The following is an 18,958-nucleotide window of genomic DNA, read 5'->3' as shown; positions in this document are numbered from 1 at the left end:
CTCTGAGATATGAGGAGCAAGTTCCACTCTCCGACGTCATCCAAACGACCTACTTCCACAAGCTCGATATGGTTCCGGCGGGCCTAATGCTCTCGGAATACGAAACTGAGACGGCAAACGCCCTCGCCCGTCGGGTGCAGCCCATATTTGCGGAGCGCCTCGCCTTGGCGCTCGAGGAAGTTGAGGCGAGTTACGACATCGTGCTGATCGACTGCCCGCCTCAACTTGGCTTTCTGACCCTAACGGCGTTGGCAGCCTCGACGGGACTCCTGGTAACGGTCGTGCCAGGCATGCTCGACATTGCTTCAATGAGCCAGTTCCTGAAACTTGCTTCGGAAACGGTAAAGGCTGTCGAAGAAGCCATTGGCAAGCGCGTTACATGGGACTTCGTAAAGTTCTTGATCACGAGATACGAGCCGTCGGACGGGCCTCAGACCCAGATGGCGGGCTACCTGAGATCGATCTTGGCAGGACAGGTCATGACTGAGCCAATGCTGAAGTCTACAGCAATCTCGGACGCCGGTATGACCCAGCAAACCGTCTACGAAGTTGATCCGAGCCAGTTCATCAGGAAAACGATTGATCGCGCTCTGACCAGCGTGAACGGCGTTGGCGATGAGTTGGAACAAACAATTCAAATGGCATGGGGGCGTCGCTGATGGCCCGAAATATCTTCAATCAGCCTCCAAAGGACGAGAAGGAGAGCGCGGCCCCCTCCCCTACCCCGCCAAAAGCGACAAAACTGCCAGGATCTGTTGGCGGCTTGCGCGACTCTTTGCGGGAGATCACCGCGAATTCCATTCGGGACATCGAGCCCGATCAGATTGACATGGATGGTCTGCGCGATCGGTTGGTTCTGGAGGATTCCAGTATTGATGAGTTGGCCGAAAGCATTCGCAAGCATGGGCAACAAGTGCCGATTATGGTCCGACCATCAGCGCAACCGGACAGATACCGCATCATCTACGGACGACGCAGGCTTGCAGCGATCCGCATGGTCGGTGGAACGGTCAAGGCGATCGTCCGAATTTTGGATGACGACGCATCTCTGATCGCACAGGGCCAAGAGAACAACCTCCGACTAGACCCGTCTTTCATTGAGAAATCTCTTTTTATCAAAGAGATGCAGGAATCAGGTTACAAGCCAAACGTCATCCAGGATGCTCTCGGCTTGACACGGCAGGGCGTGTCCAACCATCGCGTCGTCATAGAGCAACTGCCAGAAGGGCTTGTACAGCTGATTGGGCCGGCACATGGCATCGGACGACGGCAATGGGGTGACCTGGCTGCTTTCTCGAAAAAGATAGATCTGGTGAACACGGCCAAAGAGGTGATTGCCGCCCTACCCGACGACACTCCAAGCGCGGAAAAGTTTCAGGCAGTCTACTCGGCTTGCTCGAACAAGGCACGTAGCGACAAGAAGCAAGCCAACGGCAGCCTAACGTCCGTCGTCAAAGATGCGGACGGTAGCTCTGTGGGAACGCTGACAATCGATCAGAAAACGATCGCCATCAAGATCGCCAAGAAGGACAACCCAGAATTCGGCCAATGGATCGAAGAGCGCGCGGAGGCAGCGCTTTTGAAGCTCTTCGAACAGTGGCGGAATGAGAGCGGCTCTGGGTCCTAACCCAAGCCACACAGAGTAACGCGAGCAGAGGAGAAAAGCGAAGGCCAGAAGAAAAGAGCCCCCCAAAGTTTCCCCTGGAGAGCCCTCATCATTCGATTAGCACTCATGATGTAGCAACCTCCAGCAAACCGGTCAAGAGTCACCGATTCGGTGGACGGATTTTTATTGCCTTTTCCTGAGCGAAATCTTGGGAAGAGACTGGGAAGCTGTAGGCCGAACGGTCGTCGTGAACAAACCATGGCATTTACAAAACTATCGATCAGAACCGCTGGTGCTGATGCATCACGCGGCTCAATTTCTGCGGATGAAACCGACATCTGGACCATCTTCAGGGCACTTAGAGATGCACGTTGCGTATTCGGTCTGCGTCCTGGCCATATCCAAACACTTCAAGCCATGCTCAGTTTCTTGAAGCCCGGCCATGGCGAAACGGTTTTCGCGTCCAACGACTCCATTTGCCAGCGCGTCGGCGGAATCGACGAACGGACACTCCGCAGACACATCAACCGCTTCGTCGAACTCGGTTTCATCAAGCGCAATGACAGCTCGAACCGAAAGCGCTACCGCGTTCGCTCGTCCGGCGGGGAGTGCATCAGTTATGGACTGTCTCTAACCCCCCTCCTCCAACGTGCGAGCGAGCTTATCGCCATCGCACATGAGATGGAAAATAACCGGCGGGATCGGATATTTGTCCGCAAACAGATCCTTACAAAGCTCGCCCATTTGGAAGAGCATGATCCCAGCAACACATTCATCAACCACGCACGGAAAGCTCTACGCAGGAAGCTGAGCCTGCCCGAATACCACGCGCTGCTCGCAGACACAGACAGAGAATGCCAGAGTTTGCATACCCCAGATGACCCGCCAGAAACTATAGAATTGCCCGCCAATGACGGACAAACTGTCCGGCACCAATCTAAGTCTGAAAAAGAAAAAAAAGATTTAGATAGCAACATAGACAATGAAGCTCTGAAACCAGACTTGCTAACGTCAGTTTGCGATCAAGCTACATCATTCTCCACAGAGAGGCTTAGAAACTGGTTGGACATTGAAAACCATGCTCGAACACTTGCACCCATGATGGGCATTCACCCAGAAACATTCGAGAAAGCCAAGGAAGCTGTAGGAGCTCAGAAAGCGTCATGCGCGATCTTCATCATGCTACAGCTTGGAAAACGCATCAGGGACTTTGGAGCGTATTTTCACAGTATCACCTTGGGTCAACGTCGAGACCAGTTTGATCCAGTGGTTTTGATCAAGCGTCTGTCCAAACCTGCTATGCAAACCGCCTATTGTCCACCGCGGTGGACGTCTGGCCGGCAACTAGTCCAATGACGCGCGGGCTCTCCACGTGGATCAAAGCGACCGAGCCAAATTACACTAGGGCGATAACGCACGGTCAATCCGTGTTCCTCCGACCCGCTGATGTCCACCGCGGTGGACAGATCAGACACCAAGTCTCACAACTCACATGCGTGACAGCCGCTCTTCGTCATCCACCACTTCCAAAGAACCGATATTGTCAGTCCAGGCCCATAAAACGATGTTCAAGCCCGATGATAACGCGCCCTTCGCAAAACTCTGGATCAGAAGCCCCGCAAACCGATCCGCTATGAGGGCGCGTGCTAAATCCTGTGTCGGCACAGGTTGGCCATCGAGCATCTTCATGCGCCATGCAGGGTCGGCAAGCATCGCCTCGGTCGCGTTATACCGGTCAAGTCCGTCCTGATCGCGGGTATCGAAAATAGGCCCAAGGTCGGCTTTGTAGGACACCAGGATCGTGGGTTGCAGGCTGCCTACCTGGTTGGCTTCTCTAAGAGCGGTCGCGGGATCCAGCGAGGTGTAGAGGGCAGGGGTGCCCTTGGCATTAAAGCGCCCTCCATAGAGTTCAGCGCCTCGTCCGGACAGAGGTTCACGCGCATAGACCGGGTTCAGGGCGCGATAGAGTGGCCCTGTGTAGCGTCCCTCTTTCAGCGGCATCAAGCAAAGACGCCCGCATCGACCGCATCGATGTATTCCAGAACTTGCTGCGCTTTGCCTTCCTGAACCAGCTGCATGGCTGTTCGGCCATCAAAGCCGGGCAGGGGCTCTGACCGGTACCATGCATAGGCCATCAATTCCGAGCCGAAGCGGGGTTCGACTTTGTTCAGCACCTCTACCAATTCGCGCAGGCGGCGCTGCGTCTTGTCCGAACCGATGCGGGCTCGCCTCTGCAACGCGTCTTTGCCCAAGCCGACAGTCAATGCGATCTCTTCTGCTGATGTGCGTAGCACCGCGGCGATCTTGCGCGGTTCGAATTGCCCAGCTTCAGCAAAGTTCGTGATGTGCATGATCTATGTTCCTACAGTGATACTGACGGTATATAGCGGCAACATTGCTGAATTTCAAGCTGACAGGAGATGCTGCGCCTTCTTTTTCCGTGCTAATCCGTAACGCTGCATTGCTCTAAACGAAGCAAATCCTGATTTTTCGGCTTGAGAAGTCGCCGTTGGAGCGCTTTTGCCGATCGAGAACGTCAGATAAGTTATTGATACTATGAGAAAGACTGCAGCAGTCGGACCGGGGTTGCCGATATGGCTTGCCGATCTTGGATCGGAACCGCCACTTACTGCATGCAGTCACTGGGGTCCGCGGTGGTGTCGGACCCTCGGCCGTTCCCCCGGACCAGTTGGCTGGTGAAAAGGGAAAGTGGACTTCGGATTTTTGTGACTGACGGATGAGGGCCTTTGGGGTCCCTCAGATGGGTCCGGGCCGGGTTCCGGTCTGCCGTTCCTGATGAAGGGCATTCCCATGCAAACAGGTGTCTTGCGCGTGCTCCGCGCAACCGCCGCCTCCTGGTGGCGGCATAAAGAGCTGCGCCGAACTGGCCACACGGCGCTGGCACAGCGGCTCGAGCGGAAAGCCGTTCTCCGCGATCTCGGCTATCTCAAGCAGGTCGCGTCATTGCCAAATGCGCATGTGATCTGCGGGGAGGGTGGGACGTTCATCCATCTCGGTTGGACCACCGTGTCGAGTTTCGCGCCGATCGAGCGTTTTCCCTTGGCCGCCCTCGCGGCCGCACGAGGAACCCCGTTCATCGACATCCGACCCATCAGTGACGTCATCGCCTTCGCCAACCTGCCGCGGGTGACCCGGGACGGATCGGTCGACCCTGACTATTCGGGTCCCGGCAGGTCTGTCTCGCGGACCAGCTACATCGACATGGTCGAAGAGCTCGGTGCGAGCATCACCAACGATCCGCGGCTCTGTCGATCAACTTAGTCGTCACTCCCCCTCACCAACACTCGAAAGGAGGCCAGCCATGGCCCGATCCCGCACGCCCAAATTCGATGCCTCCGAGGTCATCACAAACGAAATCATCCGTATCATTGAGCGCGGCGTCCTGCCTTGGCGCAAGCCCTGGACCGCTGGCGGCAGCTCTCGTCCCCTGCGCGTGGGCGGTGAACCCTACCAGGGCGTGAACAACTTCCTGCTGACGATGCGAACGGTGATGGCGGGCCACAGCTCGCCCTTCTGGATGACGTTGCCGCAGGCCAATGCCTTGGACGCAAAGGTTCGCAAGGGCGAGAAGTCCTCTGTCGTAGTCTACTACGGTCAAAGCCGGAAAGACGCCGGCGGCGAGGACGACCGCAGCGATGGGGATGATAGCTCTGAGGAAGCCCGCATCTTCCGCTTCCAGAAATCCTACCGCGTGTTCAATGCCTGCCAGATCGAGGGCCTGCCCGAGAGCTTCTATCCCGACCCTGAGCTAACACCCGAACATCCGCCGTCCGAGCCCATCCCGCACATGCAGGCGTTTTTCGACGCCATCGACATCACGACCGTCTTCACGGGGACGGAAGCGTACTATTTGCCCCCCGTGGACAAGGTCTTCATGCCGTCGATTGCGCGGTTCCAGGACCCGCGGAATTTCTACGGGGTCTGGGCCCATGAGCTGGCCCATGCCACCAAGGCGCGCCATCGGCTGAACCGCGACTACGGCCTCTCGCGCTTCGGAAACACGGCCTATGCCCGCGAAGAGATCGTCGCCGAGCTGACCTCGGTGTTCCTTGGCCAGACGCTCGGCTTTACGGCCCATACGCTCGAGATGAACGCGGCGTACCTCTACAATTGGCTGCGCGTTCTGCGCTCGGACAAGGGCGCCATATTCAAGCACGCCGCTGACGCGCAGCGCGCCTGCGACTACCTGATCGCTCGGTCGGAGGCGGGGAGGGCAGGGGAGGACGCCGAGGCCGCCTGACCACAGGGAGAACGGAGACGCCCATGTCACGCAAGGAACCCAAGACGCTGCGTGTGGCCTGCTTTGAAGGTGGCCGCCGCAAGATCATCACCTTCAAACGCGGAGCATATTGGTGGAGCCCTTCCGAGGGCGCCTATCCACTCTCGGCAGCGCTCGAGACCATCAAGGAACAGGGCGGCTGGATCGAAAACATCCCCAACCCCAATTACAGACCCAAGGGGCTGTTCGGATAGGGCGACTTCGGCCTCGATTCATCCGCCGTGCGGAAAAGGAAAAGTGGGCTTTGGATTGGGTGTTTCAACTTCTCAGAGGAATGCCCAATGACCATCACCGCACAACCCCACGCAGACCGCCCTGATCCGAGTGTGATCGCGGCGCAGAACGACGCGTTTCGCAAGCTCGCGTGCCTCGGGGTGCCGCCTGAGCAGCCCATCCAGGGCCGGATGCATGTCACCCGCTCGATTATGGAGGCTGGTGACGGCTTCATGGCCGAGGCGGTGAAGGCCACGGGCGTGTTCGAGACCTTCGAGCCCGAGAACGATCCCGAAGGATGGCATGATTTCGGGGCGGTCGAGATCCGCGGCGAGACCGTGTTCTGGAAAATCGATCTGTATGAAGCGGATTCCGATTTCCGCTACGGGGCCGAGACCCCGGACAACCCCGCCACCACCATGCGCGTGCTGACCATCATGATGGCGCGCGACTGGTAGGGCAGGGGATACCCCCTGCTGAAACCCCAGGCGATGAAGGCCCACTGACCCTCAAAGGGAGAGTGGGCCTTTAGTCGTGGTGATCCCTGAAGCCGGGGATTGGTCACGCGCAAAAACGCGCGGGCCGCTCCAAATCCATCGAGAAGGATATCCCATGACCGCAAGTTTCAAACCCGTTTCTGTCGCCATCGGCGATCTGACTGCACATCCCGCCAATGTGCGGAGCAACTCGCCGGAAACATATGACCCCGAGAACATCGCGCATCTGAAGGCCAGCATCGCGGTGCTGGGTCTCCTCCAGCCGCTCCTCGTCCAGAAGATCGACGGCAAATATGCCGTACTCGCCGGCGGGCGCCGTCACGCTGCCCTGAAGGATCTGGTCGTCGACAAGGCCGCCAAAGGCTTCACCACGAAAACCAAGGTCGACTGCCGCCTCGTGCCCGAGGATTGCGACGTCACCACGGCCCTGTCGCTCGCCGAGAACATCACGCAAGCCCCGATGAACGCTATCGACGAGTTCGAGGCCTTCGCTCGGATGATGGAGGTCGACGGCCAGACGCCCGAGACCATCGCAAAGACCTTCGGCACGACCGTCGCCGCCGTCAAAGGCCGGTTGCGCTACGGGCTGATCCACCCCGACATCCGTGCGGCGGCCCGGGCAAAAACGATCACGCTCGACACGATGAAAGCCTTTGCCGAACATCCGAGCCAGGAGGTGCAGCGCGAAGTCTATGAGGCGCTCACCAAGGAGGACAGCTACCTGCAGGCCTACACGGTGCGGCAGGCACTTAAGTCGCGCGGTGTGCAGGTCAGCGACGATATCGGGGCCTTTGTGCGCGCGGAGTATGAGGCACGGGGCGGGGCCGTCGCGGCCGATCTCCTGGAAGAACATTCTGTCCTCGAGGATGCTGCGCTGGTCGAGAGTATCCTGCTCGAGAAGCTCACAGCGGCCGCCGAGGAAGCCTGTGTGAAAATGGGCTTTGCTTGGGCCGAAGCCGTCGTGCGCTACGATTATGCGGCGATGGCCGACTATGGCCGTGTCTACCCTGGCCCGATCGAGCCGGATGAGGCTGCCCAGAAGCGCATCGACGAGATCACCGCCGCGCTCGAGCAACTCCAGCTCGAGATGGAGGATGAGGGGCTCGAAGACGATGCCTACAATGCGCTCTACGACCGCGTGGACGCCTTGGAAGAGGAAGCTCGCGACCTGCAGGAAGCCTACAGCGCCGAGGACCTTGCACGTGCAGGTGTGATCGCATCGTGGTCGAATGGGCAGGTGACGCTCCATGTGGGCCTCGTGCGCCCCGAGGACACCGTCAAAGAGGAGGGTGCGCGCGGCTCCTCGGCCAACCTGACCGGAGAGGAGGCCCCGGACGCCGGCGAAATCACCTATCCGGCCTCGCTGGCAGAGGACCTCAAGACCGAGCGGGCCATGGCGCTCGGGGCCGCGATGGCACTGCATCCCGAGGCCACGCTCGATCTGACGCTCTTCAAACTGGTGAGTGACGTTCTGGGTCGCGGCATGAGCGTCACGCAGGCGATAAAGGTCGAGGCCCGGAAGGAATACCGCAACCACGCCAAGATGGACGAGATCGACGAGACCTCGCTCGAGCAGGTGGCGGCGGCGCATGATGCGCTCGATCTGTCCTGGCTCGATGACACCCGCGCACCCGCCGCGCAGTTCGCGGCGTTTCGCGCGCTGAAGCCGGGCGAGAAGGCCAAGCTCGTCGCTTTTGCAACCGCCAGCACCACGCAGTCCTGCTTCGCGCGGGACCGCCAGCGCGACAGCCTGATGCATGACTTCGAGATCGAGATCATGCCCGATATCCGCGCCCATTGGGCGCCGAACGCGGCGCTCTTCAATCGCTTCAAGAAGGCCTGGCTCCTGAAGATCCTCGGGGAGGATCTAGGCCTCGCCCAGGAGGCGGTGACGCTGGCCTCGTCGAGTAAGAAGGAGATCGTCGCCTTCTGCGACAAGCTCTTCGCCGAGCCCTTCGCCACGCTCACCGACGCACAGCGTGCCGCCGTGGCCGCCTGGTGCCCGCCGATGATGCAGACCGCCGGTGTCGCCTGTGATGAGGCGGAACCCATTGAGGAAACCCCCGAGCCTGACAGCGAGGTCGCGCGAGCGGCCTGAGTCCAAACGCGACCCGCGCGAGCCATGCCGCCCGCGCGGGTCGATCCTCCCACACTCAACCGAAAGACATCCCCATGGCTATTCTCAAGTTCTCTACCTCCGCAGTTGCGGCGCAGATTGCGCATGCGCGCGCCTGCAAGACCTTCCTGCCCAACTGGAACGGACCCGTGGACAGGCCTGCCCTGATCCTCATCGTCGGAAATGGGGTGCATCTGCGCTCGAACGGCATCGATGGCACGACCACCCGTATCGTCACCACCGAACAGGCCGATCCCTCTTTCGCCTTCGCCGACGGCATGAACCCGTTTCGGGACACAGATTGGATGGCGCAACGCCGCATGGCGTTTCGCGATCTGACCGGCCAGTTCTACACCGACATCCTCGACGATGTGCAGGTGCTCATCGACCGGGGGAGGGGGGCCATCCGGCTCGCCACCGATGGTCACAGCATCCGCGTCTTCGTGCGCCGGGCCTCGGACTATCTCATCGGCGGGACATACGACGTGCCCTCCGGTCTTGGCGGCACGTTTCGGGTCATCCTCAAGGATGCCTGCGACACCTTCGCGATCGTGCAGAACTGCGGCAATTGCGAGGATTTCGACGCCATGCAGCCCTATCGCGTGCCGCTCGATGCGCTCATGGAACTCGATGATCGGAGGGTGGCGTGATGGGTTGGCTCTTCTACACGGACCGTCGCGTCAAATCCTACGCGGATGAGAAAGCGGAGATCACAAGGCTCTGCACTTTCGAGAGCGACACGCGCAAAACCGAACTGGTCAAAGCCTGCAAGGTCGGCTCAACCTGGTATGCGGCGGCAAAGGTCACCAATCTTGATGGCACCCCTGTCGAGGACGCGACCTATGTGACCGATCCTGATGGCTCCATCACTTTCGGGGCTGTCTTCCTAACGCGATACGATGACGGCTGCTGGGGTTACAAGGACATGGAGGAAAGCGCTGGCCCGAACGAGTCTCGTGCTCCCCTTGGGCTGATCGAGCTTCTCTCCGATCTGAAAGACCCGGACAGCTACGCCCAGGACTGGCGCCAGCGTTGCCGGGATTGGGCGTCGATCCCGGACTACAAGGAAGGCGACAAGATCAGGCTCGCCACCCCTGTGACGCTCACCGATGGCAGCACCTGCCAGATCGTCACCGCGACCCACTACAAGCGGGGGCGGCAAAAACGCCGCTGCTACCGGATCGAGGAAACCGGCGGGCTCGTACGCCTCTCGAAGGCCACGCTTGCGGGTTCTGAGCTGCTCAGCTCCGCGAAAGGTGCTGCCAGTCCTGTGTTGGCGGAGTATCTCGCGGGACGAGAATAGGTGCTGCGCCGGACGGTTCATCGACCTTTCGGCGACAGCAGATCCTGCGGCTTGCCTTGACAGGGCAATGCAAATGCATTACCTATCGCAGGAAGCAAAGACCCTTTTCTTTCAGGAGACTGCCATGACAGCCCTTGTGCAAGATGTCTCGAAGCTCACTGATCGGTATCAGACGACCGTGCCGGCGGGTGTGCGCAAACAGCTCAAGTTGGGCAAGGGCGACCAGATTCGCTACTGCACCGAGCCGAGTGGCAGGGTCTATATCGAGCCCGTGCGCGCCGAAGAGGATGATCCCGCGCTCGGCGCATTTCTCGATTTTGTCGAGGCCGATATCAAGGCGCATCCGGACCGCATTCGGGCGTTCGATGGGGCTTTGCGCGACCGTCTTGCCGCACTGGTCGGAGACGTTGACATCGATCTGGATGCGCCGCTATCGCTCGAGGATGAATGAGCGGCGATAGCGTGCCCGCAGGGGCGCCCCTTGTCGTAAACGGATGGTCGATTTATGCGCATCCGCTCTTTCTGGACCAGCTCGAAGGGCTGATCGAGGAAGTTGAAGCGCGTAAGGCACGCGATCCCAACACCTGGCGCAAGAAAAACTCCACGAAACGGCTGGCCGCCATCTTCAAGCTGGTCACCGAGGCCATACCGGCAGATCCGCGTGCCGCCGCCTTCCGGCAAGGCGGCACGCTCGGCGATCACCGCAAGCACTGGTTCCGGGCGAAATTCTTCCAGCAGTATCGGTTGTTCTACCGCTTCAACAGCGATGCCAAGGTCATCGTGGTGGCCTGGGTGAACGACGATAAGACCCTGCGCGCCTACGGCAGCAAGACGGATGCCTATGCGACGTTCAAAGGGATGCTGGAAGATGGAAATCCACCTGACAGTTTCGACGCACTCTTGAAAGAAGCATCGGCGGCGGGCAAGCGGTTCGAGGCGTCCCTGGACGCGGTACCTGATCGGTGAGTGGCCCGGTTAGCTGTGAACCTTACGGCCTTGCCGTTTACGGCACCACTGTGGGTGATGTAGCATCGACCCATAGCATAGTCGGAGAAAGCGCAATGGACCCAACGGGTAAGGAACAGCCGCACCTCGGTCTCGAGGAGCATTTCCGTGGCGGCTGATGTCAATTCGTATGACGCGTGGTTTCGCGCGCAGGTACAGACCGCGCTTGAGGATGCACGCGGTGGAACTTCACAGGTTCAGGTAATGCAGGCCGCGCAGGCCTTGATTGATGCGAAGCGGCAGGTCGAACCCAAGTCCTGACCAAGCCTTGGAGGTCAGCGCGGTCTGATCCCGTCACCACGGAAAAGTGAAAGCGGGCTTTTTTGTCCTTTGGAACTCAGACCCTGATCCAAAGGAAAATCCCCATGACCAAGCCCAAAACGGCGAACCCGACTTTTTCAATCTCCGACGCTGATCTCGCCTCTGCGCTGGCGCAAATCGGCGCGGAGATCGACTACCAACCCCTGCGCAGCTCAGCGCTCGCGCGGATCATGCGCGAGACGTTTCATGGCAGCGATGCCGGGGGCGCCTGGGACTGGCGCATGGCCTATGACCTGATGCAGGCTGCGGCCGTCCAGGTGCTGCTGCGTGGGGCCGACGCGGCAGGTGACATCGCTGCTGCAAAGCTGCTTGCCTCACGGCTTCTGACCGAAACCCGCCGGTCGGAGCAGCAAATCCGGCTGCAGCAGTTTTCCACGCCGCTGGCATTCGCGGCCCTGACGGTGCGGGCCGCAGCGATCCTCAAGGGCGAGACTGTGCTGGAGCCGTCGGCTGGCACCGGTGCCCTGGCCGCGTTCGCTGCCCGGGCGGGTGCCACACTTCTGCTCAACGAGATCGATCCCTTTCGTCAGCGTCTCCTGCGCGCGGTCTACGGCGGTGAGGTGAAGGGCCATGACGGGGAGCATATCGACGATCTGCTGCAGACGCCGGTTCTACCCAACGTCGTGGTGATGAACCCGCCCTTCGCTTCTTCGGTCGATCGCTCGCGAGACAAGCACATCGCTGCCAAACATCTCATCGCGGCCGCGAAGCGCTTGGCACCCGGCGGGCGGCTTGTGGCGATCATGCCGCTCGGCTTCACGTCTGAGCGCGATGCCGCGCATTGGTCCCGCGCCTGCGGTCTCCTCACGCCGCGACTGGCGCTGACGATGCCGGGGCAGGTCTATCGCAAGCTCGGCACCTCTGTGGAAACCCAGCTGATGGTATTCGACAAGGTGCAGGAAGAAGGCGAGATGATCCGCGCTACAGTCCAGGACCTTGAGGAAGCCCTTCCTTTTGTCGACGCCGTGGCCGCGACCCGGCCCGAGATGCGCCCCGGCCAACGGGCTGAAGCGATCCCTCATGCTCGGCCGACCGTTCCATCATCTGCCCCGCGCAAGGCCGCTGCCAGTGTTGTCACCACCTCCAAACCCCAGGTCATTGCTGTTGTCCCGCTCAGTTTCACGAGCCTTGATATCCCGCGCCACAACACCCCCGTCTCGGATATCTATGCGCGCTACCGTCCGCAGCGGATCGAGATCACGGGCGCGCAGGAGCATCCCACACCGTTGGTCGAGAGCATCGCGATGGCCTCTGTGGCCCCGCCGGTGCCCTCAGGTGCCGCTAGCGCGGAATTACGTCTGCCTGGTAAGCTGATCGAGGAGGGACATCTCTCCGAGGCGCAGCTGGAAACCATCATCATGGCGCATGATGCCCATGGGCGTGACCTGCCGGGGCGGTTTACGATCGATTATGACCAGACCAAGCTGACGCGCTCCGATGATGACCCGGAGGCACGCGCCTATCGCCTCGGCTATTTCCTCGGCGACGGCACCGGGTGCGGCAAGGGGCGCGAATGCGCGGGGCTCATTCTCGTGAACTGGCTGGCCGGCCGCAGAAAGGCGATCTGGGTCTCCAAATCCGCCACGCTCATCGAGGACGCGGTCCGCGACTGGACCGATCTTGGCGGCTCGCCCGCCGACATTCAGCCGCTCTCCAAATGGAAACCGGATCAGCCTATCCCGATGGGCGACGGTATCCTCTTCGTCACCTACGCCACGCTGCGCTCGTCGGGCAAATGCGGCACCACGCGGCTCAGCCAGATCCTCGACTGGATGGGCGCGGAGTTCGACGGCGTGCTGGCCTTTGATGAGGCCCATGCCATGCAGAATGCGGCCGGGTCAGAGCAGGGCAGGGGGGTGAAACCCTCGCAGCAGGGCCTTGCTGGCCTCCGGTTGCAACTGGCCGCGCCACGCGCCCGCGTCTTTTACATCTCGGCCACGGGCGCTACGAGTGTGCACAACCTGGCCTATGCGGCGCGTCTCGGTCTCTGGGGGCAAGGCCCCGAATACCCCTTCCCAAGCCGCGAGAATTTCGTCTCTGCGATGGAAGCAGGCGGTGTCGCCGCCATGGAGGTGGTCGCGCGCGATCTCAAGACGCTCGGGCTCTATACTGCCCGCGCTCTCAGCTTCGATGGGGTCGAGTATGACGTGCTGGAACATGCGCTCACCCCGGCCCAGATCGAGATCTACGACGCCTATGCGTGCGCGTTTCGGACGATCCACCACAATCTCGAAGCTGCACTGACCGCGACTGGCGTCAATGACGCCTCGGGGGAGACCAATGCCTCGGCCGCACGCGCCTCGGCCAAGTCCCGCTTCGAGAGCACGAAGCAGCGCTTCTTCAACCATCTCCTGATGGGCATGAAGGCGCCAACCATCATCCGCGCCATCGAGGAGGATCTGGCGGCGGGCAATGCTTGCGTCATCCAGGTGGTTTCGACCGGCGAGAGCCTGCTGAAACGCCGGCTTGAAACGATGGACGCGGAAGACGAGCTCGTCGAGGGCGCGTTGACACCGCGGGACTACGTCCTGGGCTATCTCGAGCAGGCCTTCCCGATCCATGCGCAAAAGCTGGTCGAGATCGACGGCAACATGGTCGCCGAGCCTTTGCGCGACGCGAATGGCGCGCTGGTTGTCTCGCGCGAGGCGCTTGCCTTGCGCGATGCGGCCATGATGGAGTTGATGACACTGGCGCCAATCCCCTCGGCGCTGGACCAGATCCTCTGGGCCTTTGGCGACGAGGCCGTCGCTGAAGTCACGGGCCGATCGATCCGGCCCCTCAAGGCCGAGGACGGCCATCTCTTCATCGAAAAGCGCAGCCCCAGCAGCAATTCCTCCGAGACCCAGGCCTTCATGGATGGCGAAAAGGATATCCTGATCTTCTCCGATGCGGGCGGGACGGGCCGGTCCTATCACGCGGCGCAAACCGCGAAGAACCAGAAGCGGCGGCGGCACTACCTGCTGGAGCCTGGCTGGCGTGCCGATGCGGCCATCCAGGGGCTCGGCCGCACGCATCGCTCGGCCCAGGTCAGCGCGCCCTTCTTCCGGGTCTGCACCTCGGATGTGCATGGCGAGAAGCGCTTCACCTCGACGATCGCCAAACGCCTCGACCAGCTAGGGGCCTTGACGAAGGGCCAGCGCGAAACCGGCTCGCAAGGCATGTTCCGCGAGGAGGACAATCTCGAAAGCCCGATCGCACGGGCGGCGCTGCGTGGGTATTTCGCCGATCTTGCCGCCGGGCGCGCCGAGGCGATGAGCTACGAGAGCTTCACCGACTGGACGGCCCTGCGGCTGATCGACAAGGACGGGGTGCTCCTTGAGGAGCTTCCCCCGATCCAGCGGTTTCTGAACCGGGTTCTGGCCCTGCCCATCCACATGCAGAACGCGCTCTTTGCCGAGTTCATGCGCCGGATTGCCGATCAGACTGAACGGGCGCGCGCGGCGGGCACGCTCGATCTCGGCGTAGAAACCCTGCGCGGCGAAAAGATCGAGCAGGTATCCACGGAGGATCTCTGGACCTGCCCGAAATCCGGTGCCGTGACGCGGATCATCGGGCTCGAGGTGACGGACCCGGTCCATGTCCCGGATGCTGAAGAGGCCATGTCGCGCAATCCCGACAAGCTACCGATGGTCAACCGCGCCTCCGGTCGCGCGGCGCTGATCTCGGCACGGCCTATGCAGATGTATGACGAGGACATCGTCACGTTGATGCGCAAGGCGGTGCGGCCAAACGGGTCGAGCTACCTGGAGGAGGCGCGGTTTACGCCTTCGGCCTGGGAAGACATCGGAAAGCCTGAGTTCGCACGGCTTTGGGATGCGGAGGCTGCCTCCTTGCCCAAGACCACCACAACCAAGCTCTACCTGCTGACCGGGCTGCTGCTGCCGATCTGGAAGGACATTCCGACCACCAATGAGCGCATCTACCGCGTCACGCTCGACGGGGCGACCGCCATGATCGGGCGCACGCTGAGCGAAGAAGGCGCGGCCGCGCTCCGCGCCCGCTTCCTCGTCTCCAACCCGCAAACACCGCAGGAGATGCTGACCGCAGCCCTCGGCGCCACCGCGCCTGTCGATCTGGGTCGGGGTCTGACCCTGACCCGTCGCCGCGTCGCAGGCGAGATGCGTCTCGAGCTTAGCGGCGCGGACAAGGGCATGATCGACGGCCTCAAGGCCATGGGGTGTTTCACGGAGATCATCGCCTTCCAGCTGCGGGTGTTCCTGCCGCATGGGGACGGGATCGACACATTGGCCATACTCTCCCGGATTGTTGGAACTCGACCAGACGCCGCGCAGGGCGTGGCTTCAGTGGCTGCGGAATAAATGAGGGGGGACGGCCATGACACTCGAAGAAATCAAGGCTGCGGTCGATGCCGGTCAGACCGTGCACTGGGCCAATACCGGCTACGTTGTCCACAAGGACCGGCTCGGTCAGTACCTCATCACTTATCTGCCGAACGGCAGCTGCATCGGCCTGACCGACCGGGGCGGGCACGGGTTGAACGGAAAAGAGGTGGAGTTCTTCATCGCGCGGTCGGAAGACGACGCGGATTATCCGGGCAGCCAATCAAGACCAGACGTGGAGGGGAGGGGCGTAGCACCTGGAGGCGCGGGGGCATTCCCACTCGGACGCCAGCTCTGAACCATGGGCGGGGCTGAAAGGAAAGCGAGCTTTCTGGTTTGTGATCCCAGGAGGGGTCGAGAAAGCAATCCCGGATGCGCTGGCAAGGACGTCAGGCACCGGCCAACCGAAAAGGAACCATCCCATGTTCGCAGGAACCCTCACCCGCAACGTCGAGACCGCAGCCGCCGAATACACCGGCATGATCCATTCGACGCGCTTCGATATCGCCATCCAGCTTGAAACCCGCCCCAAGATGTCGGAACGCAGCCCGGATTTCGACGTGACCGCGGTCAACAAGTCGGGCCGCAAGGTGCGCATCGGCACGGCCTGGAATGAGACCGGCAATACCAGCGGCAACCCCTACATCTCGATGCAAATCGATGTCGGCCTCGGCCCGTTCCGGGTCAACGCGGTGCAGACGAAAGAGGCGCGCGCGGCCCAGAGCGGCGAATTCGAGATCATCCCGCTGGTCTCGAACGGCCTGATGAAATCCGGCTCGATCTCAGGCGAGCTTACCGCCATGGACGCTGACAACGCCTTCACCGGCTACATCGCCAACATGATGTTCGATCTGGAGTTCATGTTGATCGAGAACAGCTACAAATCCGAGGAGACCCACCCCGATTACCGCATCGAGGTCAGCTCGCCCCGGGGCACACCGATCCGCGTCGGCTCGGCCTGGATGGCCAAAAGCAGCCGCACGGGCAATGACTACCTGTCGCTGCTGATCAACACGCCCGACGGCGACCTGCGCGTGAAGGCCGTGCAGAACGAAGAACAGCGCGGCGGGCAGACCTTCTCGATCATCCCGTTCATCGACAGCGGTGAGCAGCCGCAGGACGCAGGCGCGGGGCTGTCGCTGGTGGCCTGAGTCGGGCGAGAATCTTCGGTGCAGGAATGGTATCGGGAACCGTGGGGACACGGTTCCCCTTTTGTCGTGTCAGCTTGGCAATAAGTTCAATCTCCCATGATCATGGCCAGATCTCCGCAGACTAGCCAATGCCATTCTCGCACTACGACCGGTTGTTAGATTCTATTTCGATTGGCGCCGTTGTCTTTTCTTGCATCGATTTCCAGGACAACCCAGCCGACAAGGCCCGCAAGATGGCCATCCCAATTGCTGCCTTCGGAAAGCGTGCAAACCCCCTTCCATCAAAGACCGAGCATTTTGCGCACAAAGTTTAGCAACTGTCGCCACCAAGATACCCTTGGCCTACGCGCTTCATAGTAGGCAGAGCGCCTCTCATGTTCCCTTTCTTGCCCCGCCCGGATCTGCTTTTCGGTCCACTGATTGGACCATTGGACGCTTCCATTCGTGATCAAGTAATGGGACTTGCAGGGCAGTTGCCAGTTTCCGACAGAAGGGCGAAGGGTCGGTCCACGCGAGGCTGCTCTGACGCTCCACTCAGTGGGGCCAAGGGGTGTTCGGACCTTCTGCCCGCACCCACAGGCACAAAGGTGGGCAGCGGTATGGAACTCCTCCGACACATAAAGAATGCCTGGTTCCAGCAGCTTTGGCATGTACCGGACAGATTGTAGCGAAAAGTGTTCAATCTTCACGGGTCGACACCCCGACGCTCTTCAAGTCCGTCGTATCGAACAGAAGATTCTCCCAATCGGACGCGTCCTTGTAGAACCCGCGCAATTGCTTGTAGCGCATCACTGCAAGAGCAGCATTCAAGGCGTTCAACTCACCGATCTGAACTCTCGCACGGTATAGGTCTTCAGGATCATCTTGCAGAGGCGCGTGTGACTTTCGCATCACTTCTTCGCTGTGTTCGGATGGAAAATAGGTGACGCGGACCATACCACCCAAACCTTGATCCTTCCTTTTCAATCCCATTCCAACGTCAATGAACGGAATTTTTCGTTCCACCAGTGCCCGGAAGATCTCGGCACGTGCCGCGCCCTTGTCGACGCAAACGAATGCGAATGTGACACCGCTTAGCTCGTCTTCCGAAGAACCGTCTATGTAAGTCGGTTTGGCTGAGAGCCCGTAGCGGAAGTTGCTGTACCGGGCGAGGCTGACTTCGGCCTTCGTCTTGTCGAACTCCGAAGGGTCGACATGTCCTGGTGATCGAAAGGCGTTGTGTACGTGGAATCGATCTGCATCGAATGCACGAATTTCAGCGACGGGTGTCTTCACCATGAAGTCCAGAACATAGCTGCCTGTTCCTCCTAGGCCGATCACAGCAACAACTTCATCGTCGAAGCAGGTGATCAGGTCGGTAAGCTCCCCCCGGCTTGTCAAAGTGTCACGAAACTTGAAAATCGGATCCTTGGCAGCTTCGTCCGATAGTCGAAAAGTGTAGGGCGATGCGCCGTAGCGCTCCATCGCGGGCCCCGCGATGATATTGGTGTAACTCTCAATCTTTTCGAAGAAATCGGCAAACCGTTGGGCTACCAATGGCTTGTTGGAAAATCGCCGCTCCACGACGATATCGGAAGCCGCAGGGCCGAGATGGAGAGAGCAGGGACCACCCCCGAGGTTCGGGATCGGTTTGGCGTCAAGCCCGTGAGGAACCCCACCCGCAAACCAGACCTGGTGGTCATCCTGCCGAACCCTGTGCTCGTCGATGGCAACCAGCGTTGCAACGAATGCACCGGTCGCTAGCTCAAGATTTGCGTCAAGGTAAGGGATATCGCGAACGATGAGATAGTTACTGTCCTCGCTGACCGCGAACCCCTTCTCGATCAGGCGTCGGATATCGTCATTATGACTGGCCAGTTGACGAGACATTGAAGATCATCCCTTCTTTGACTTTCACCGAGCCGCCAGCGACCAGGACGCCCTCCGGCTTGTTCCCCTGCCCCTTGGTATACTTGATCGAATATGTCGTTTCGGGGTGTTGCTCGAAATCAGGAAACTCCAGCGCGACGAGCTGGGTGTAAGTAATTTCGCCGTTCTTCGGCCACTCATGAGGAGTGCCTTCAACCACGATGGTGACGGTTTTGTTGTCTTTCATGATACCCATTT

21 protein-coding genes are annotated in these 18,958 nt (G+C 60.4%); 16 read left to right on the top strand and 5 right to left on the bottom strand.

The annotated features are described in order from the left end of the window. The 3 genes from MGEO_RS13560 to repC form a co-directional block, all read left to right on the top strand. Positions 1-659 (top strand): AAA family ATPase (locus MGEO_RS13560; RefSeq protein WP_158091021.1); only part of this gene is annotated, 659 nt, incomplete at its 5' end. After that, positions 659-1,627 carry a plasmid partitioning protein RepB gene (gene repB, locus MGEO_RS13555; protein WP_233139926.1) on the top strand — a complete coding sequence of 323 codons (969 nt, stop codon included), beginning with the start codon at positions 659-661 and terminating at the stop codon, positions 1,625-1,627. The genes MGEO_RS13560 and repB, both read left to right, overlap by 1 nt. A 237-nt stretch (positions 1,628-1,864) precedes the next feature. Then, complete coding sequence (gene repC / locus MGEO_RS13550) at positions 1,865-2,962, top strand: plasmid replication protein RepC (RefSeq protein WP_085638682.1); 1,098 nt, start codon at positions 1,865-1,867, stop codon at positions 2,960-2,962. A 132-nt stretch (positions 2,963-3,094) separates the two neighbouring features. Here the strand turns inward: repC and MGEO_RS13545 are convergent, their stop codons facing one another. Together MGEO_RS13545 and MGEO_RS13540 are read right to left on the bottom strand one after the other, a co-directional pair. After that, positions 3,095-3,607: an RES family NAD+ phosphorylase gene (locus tag MGEO_RS13545; RefSeq protein WP_085638678.1), complete on the bottom strand. Its 513-nt coding sequence runs from the start codon at positions 3,605-3,607 to the stop codon at positions 3,095-3,097. Next, complete coding sequence (locus MGEO_RS13540; RefSeq protein WP_027264271.1) at positions 3,607-3,957, bottom strand: MbcA/ParS/Xre antitoxin family protein; 351 nt, start codon at positions 3,955-3,957, stop codon at positions 3,607-3,609. The genes MGEO_RS13545 and MGEO_RS13540 overlap by 1 nt, the downstream gene beginning before the upstream one ends. A gap of 445 nt (positions 3,958-4,402) precedes the next feature. Between MGEO_RS13540 and MGEO_RS13535 the strand changes: the two genes are divergently transcribed. From MGEO_RS13535 to MGEO_RS13475, 13 genes are all read left to right on the top strand, one after another. After that, positions 4,403-4,888 (top strand): hypothetical protein, encoded by a 486-nt coding sequence (locus tag MGEO_RS13535; protein WP_085638675.1) that lies wholly within the window; start codon positions 4,403-4,405, stop codon positions 4,886-4,888. Positions 4,889-4,928: 40 nt separating this feature from the next. Beyond that, positions 4,929-5,867, top strand: a complete 939-nt coding sequence (locus MGEO_RS13530) for an ArdC family protein (protein ID WP_085638672.1) — start codon at positions 4,929-4,931, stop codon at positions 5,865-5,867. Between the two features lie 23 nt (positions 5,868-5,890). After that, positions 5,891-6,100, top strand: coding sequence for a DUF6330 family protein (locus MGEO_RS13525; protein WP_035839522.1), 210 nt, complete (start codon positions 5,891-5,893; stop codon positions 6,098-6,100). 87 nt (positions 6,101-6,187) lie between these two features. Continuing rightward, on the top strand, positions 6,188-6,577 hold the full coding sequence (locus tag MGEO_RS13520) for a DUF3768 domain-containing protein (RefSeq protein ID WP_085638669.1): 390 nt from the start codon (positions 6,188-6,190) through the stop codon (positions 6,575-6,577). 154 nt (positions 6,578-6,731) lie between these two features. Then, the gene (locus MGEO_RS13515; protein WP_085638666.1) at positions 6,732-8,714 is read left to right on the top strand and encodes a ParB/RepB/Spo0J family partition protein; all 1,983 of its coding nucleotides are present in this window, start codon (positions 6,732-6,734) and stop codon (positions 8,712-8,714) included. A 74-nt stretch (positions 8,715-8,788) separates the two neighbouring features. Continuing rightward, entirely contained in the window at positions 8,789-9,382 is a 594-nt protein-coding gene (locus MGEO_RS13510) for a regulator (RefSeq protein ID WP_085638663.1), read from the top strand. Then, positions 9,382-10,035, top strand: a complete 654-nt coding sequence (locus MGEO_RS13505; RefSeq protein WP_085638660.1) for a DUF6927 domain-containing protein — start codon at positions 9,382-9,384, stop codon at positions 10,033-10,035. Before MGEO_RS13510 ends, MGEO_RS13505 begins: the two co-directional genes overlap by 1 nt. Before the next feature lie 124 nt (positions 10,036-10,159). Beyond that, positions 10,160-10,486, top strand: a complete 327-nt coding sequence (locus tag MGEO_RS13500; protein ID WP_085638706.1) for a type II toxin-antitoxin system PrlF family antitoxin — start codon at positions 10,160-10,162, stop codon at positions 10,484-10,486. Continuing rightward, entirely contained in the window at positions 10,483-11,001 is a 519-nt protein-coding gene (locus tag MGEO_RS13495) for a type II toxin-antitoxin system YhaV family toxin (protein WP_085638657.1), read from the top strand. Before MGEO_RS13500 ends, MGEO_RS13495 begins: the two co-directional genes overlap by 4 nt. 147 nt (positions 11,002-11,148) lie before the next feature. Continuing rightward, the gene (locus tag MGEO_RS13490) at positions 11,149-11,301 is read left to right on the top strand and encodes an antitoxin PaaA2 family protein (protein ID WP_085638654.1); all 153 of its coding nucleotides are present in this window, start codon (positions 11,149-11,151) and stop codon (positions 11,299-11,301) included. A 104-nt stretch (positions 11,302-11,405) separates the two neighbouring features. Beyond that, on the top strand, positions 11,406-15,680 hold the full coding sequence (locus MGEO_RS13485) for a strawberry notch family protein (protein ID WP_085638651.1): 4,275 nt from the start codon (positions 11,406-11,408) through the stop codon (positions 15,678-15,680). Between the two features lie 16 nt (positions 15,681-15,696). Beyond that, positions 15,697-15,999 carry a hypothetical protein gene (locus MGEO_RS13480; RefSeq protein WP_085638648.1) on the top strand — a complete coding sequence of 101 codons (303 nt, stop codon included), beginning with the start codon at positions 15,697-15,699 and terminating at the stop codon, positions 15,997-15,999. 124 nt (positions 16,000-16,123) lie between these two features. After that, positions 16,124-16,852 carry a DUF736 family protein gene (locus tag MGEO_RS13475; RefSeq protein ID WP_085638645.1) on the top strand — a complete coding sequence of 243 codons (729 nt, stop codon included), beginning with the start codon at positions 16,124-16,126 and terminating at the stop codon, positions 16,850-16,852. A gap of 281 nt (positions 16,853-17,133) precedes the next feature. On the opposite strand, the gene MGEO_RS21940 is transcribed toward MGEO_RS13475, so the two are convergent. Genes MGEO_RS21940 through MGEO_RS13460 form a run of 3 tightly spaced genes read right to left on the bottom strand, consistent with a single transcriptional unit; the run spans position 17,134 to position 18,956 of the window. Then, positions 17,134-17,502 carry a DUF6527 family protein gene (locus tag MGEO_RS21940; protein ID WP_408607519.1) on the bottom strand — a complete coding sequence of 123 codons (369 nt, stop codon included), beginning with the start codon at positions 17,500-17,502 and terminating at the stop codon, positions 17,134-17,136. 28 nt (positions 17,503-17,530) lie between these two features. After that, positions 17,531-18,721 (bottom strand): ThiF family adenylyltransferase, encoded by a 1,191-nt coding sequence (locus MGEO_RS13465; RefSeq protein WP_085638640.1) that lies wholly within the window; start codon positions 18,719-18,721, stop codon positions 17,531-17,533. Then, positions 18,696-18,956 carry a multiubiquitin domain-containing protein gene (locus MGEO_RS13460; protein ID WP_085638637.1) on the bottom strand — a complete coding sequence of 87 codons (261 nt, stop codon included), beginning with the start codon at positions 18,954-18,956 and terminating at the stop codon, positions 18,696-18,698. Before MGEO_RS13460 ends, MGEO_RS13465 begins: the two co-directional genes overlap by 26 nt. Positions 18,957-18,958 lie beyond the last annotated feature (2 nt).

Origin of the sequence: Marivita geojedonensis (genome assembly GCF_002115805.1) — a bacterium.
Classification (GTDB): domain Bacteria; phylum Pseudomonadota; class Alphaproteobacteria; order Rhodobacterales; family Rhodobacteraceae; genus Marivita; species Marivita geojedonensis.
Note: the sequence above shows the minus strand (reverse complement) of the source record. Positions and strands in the feature narration are given on the sequence as shown.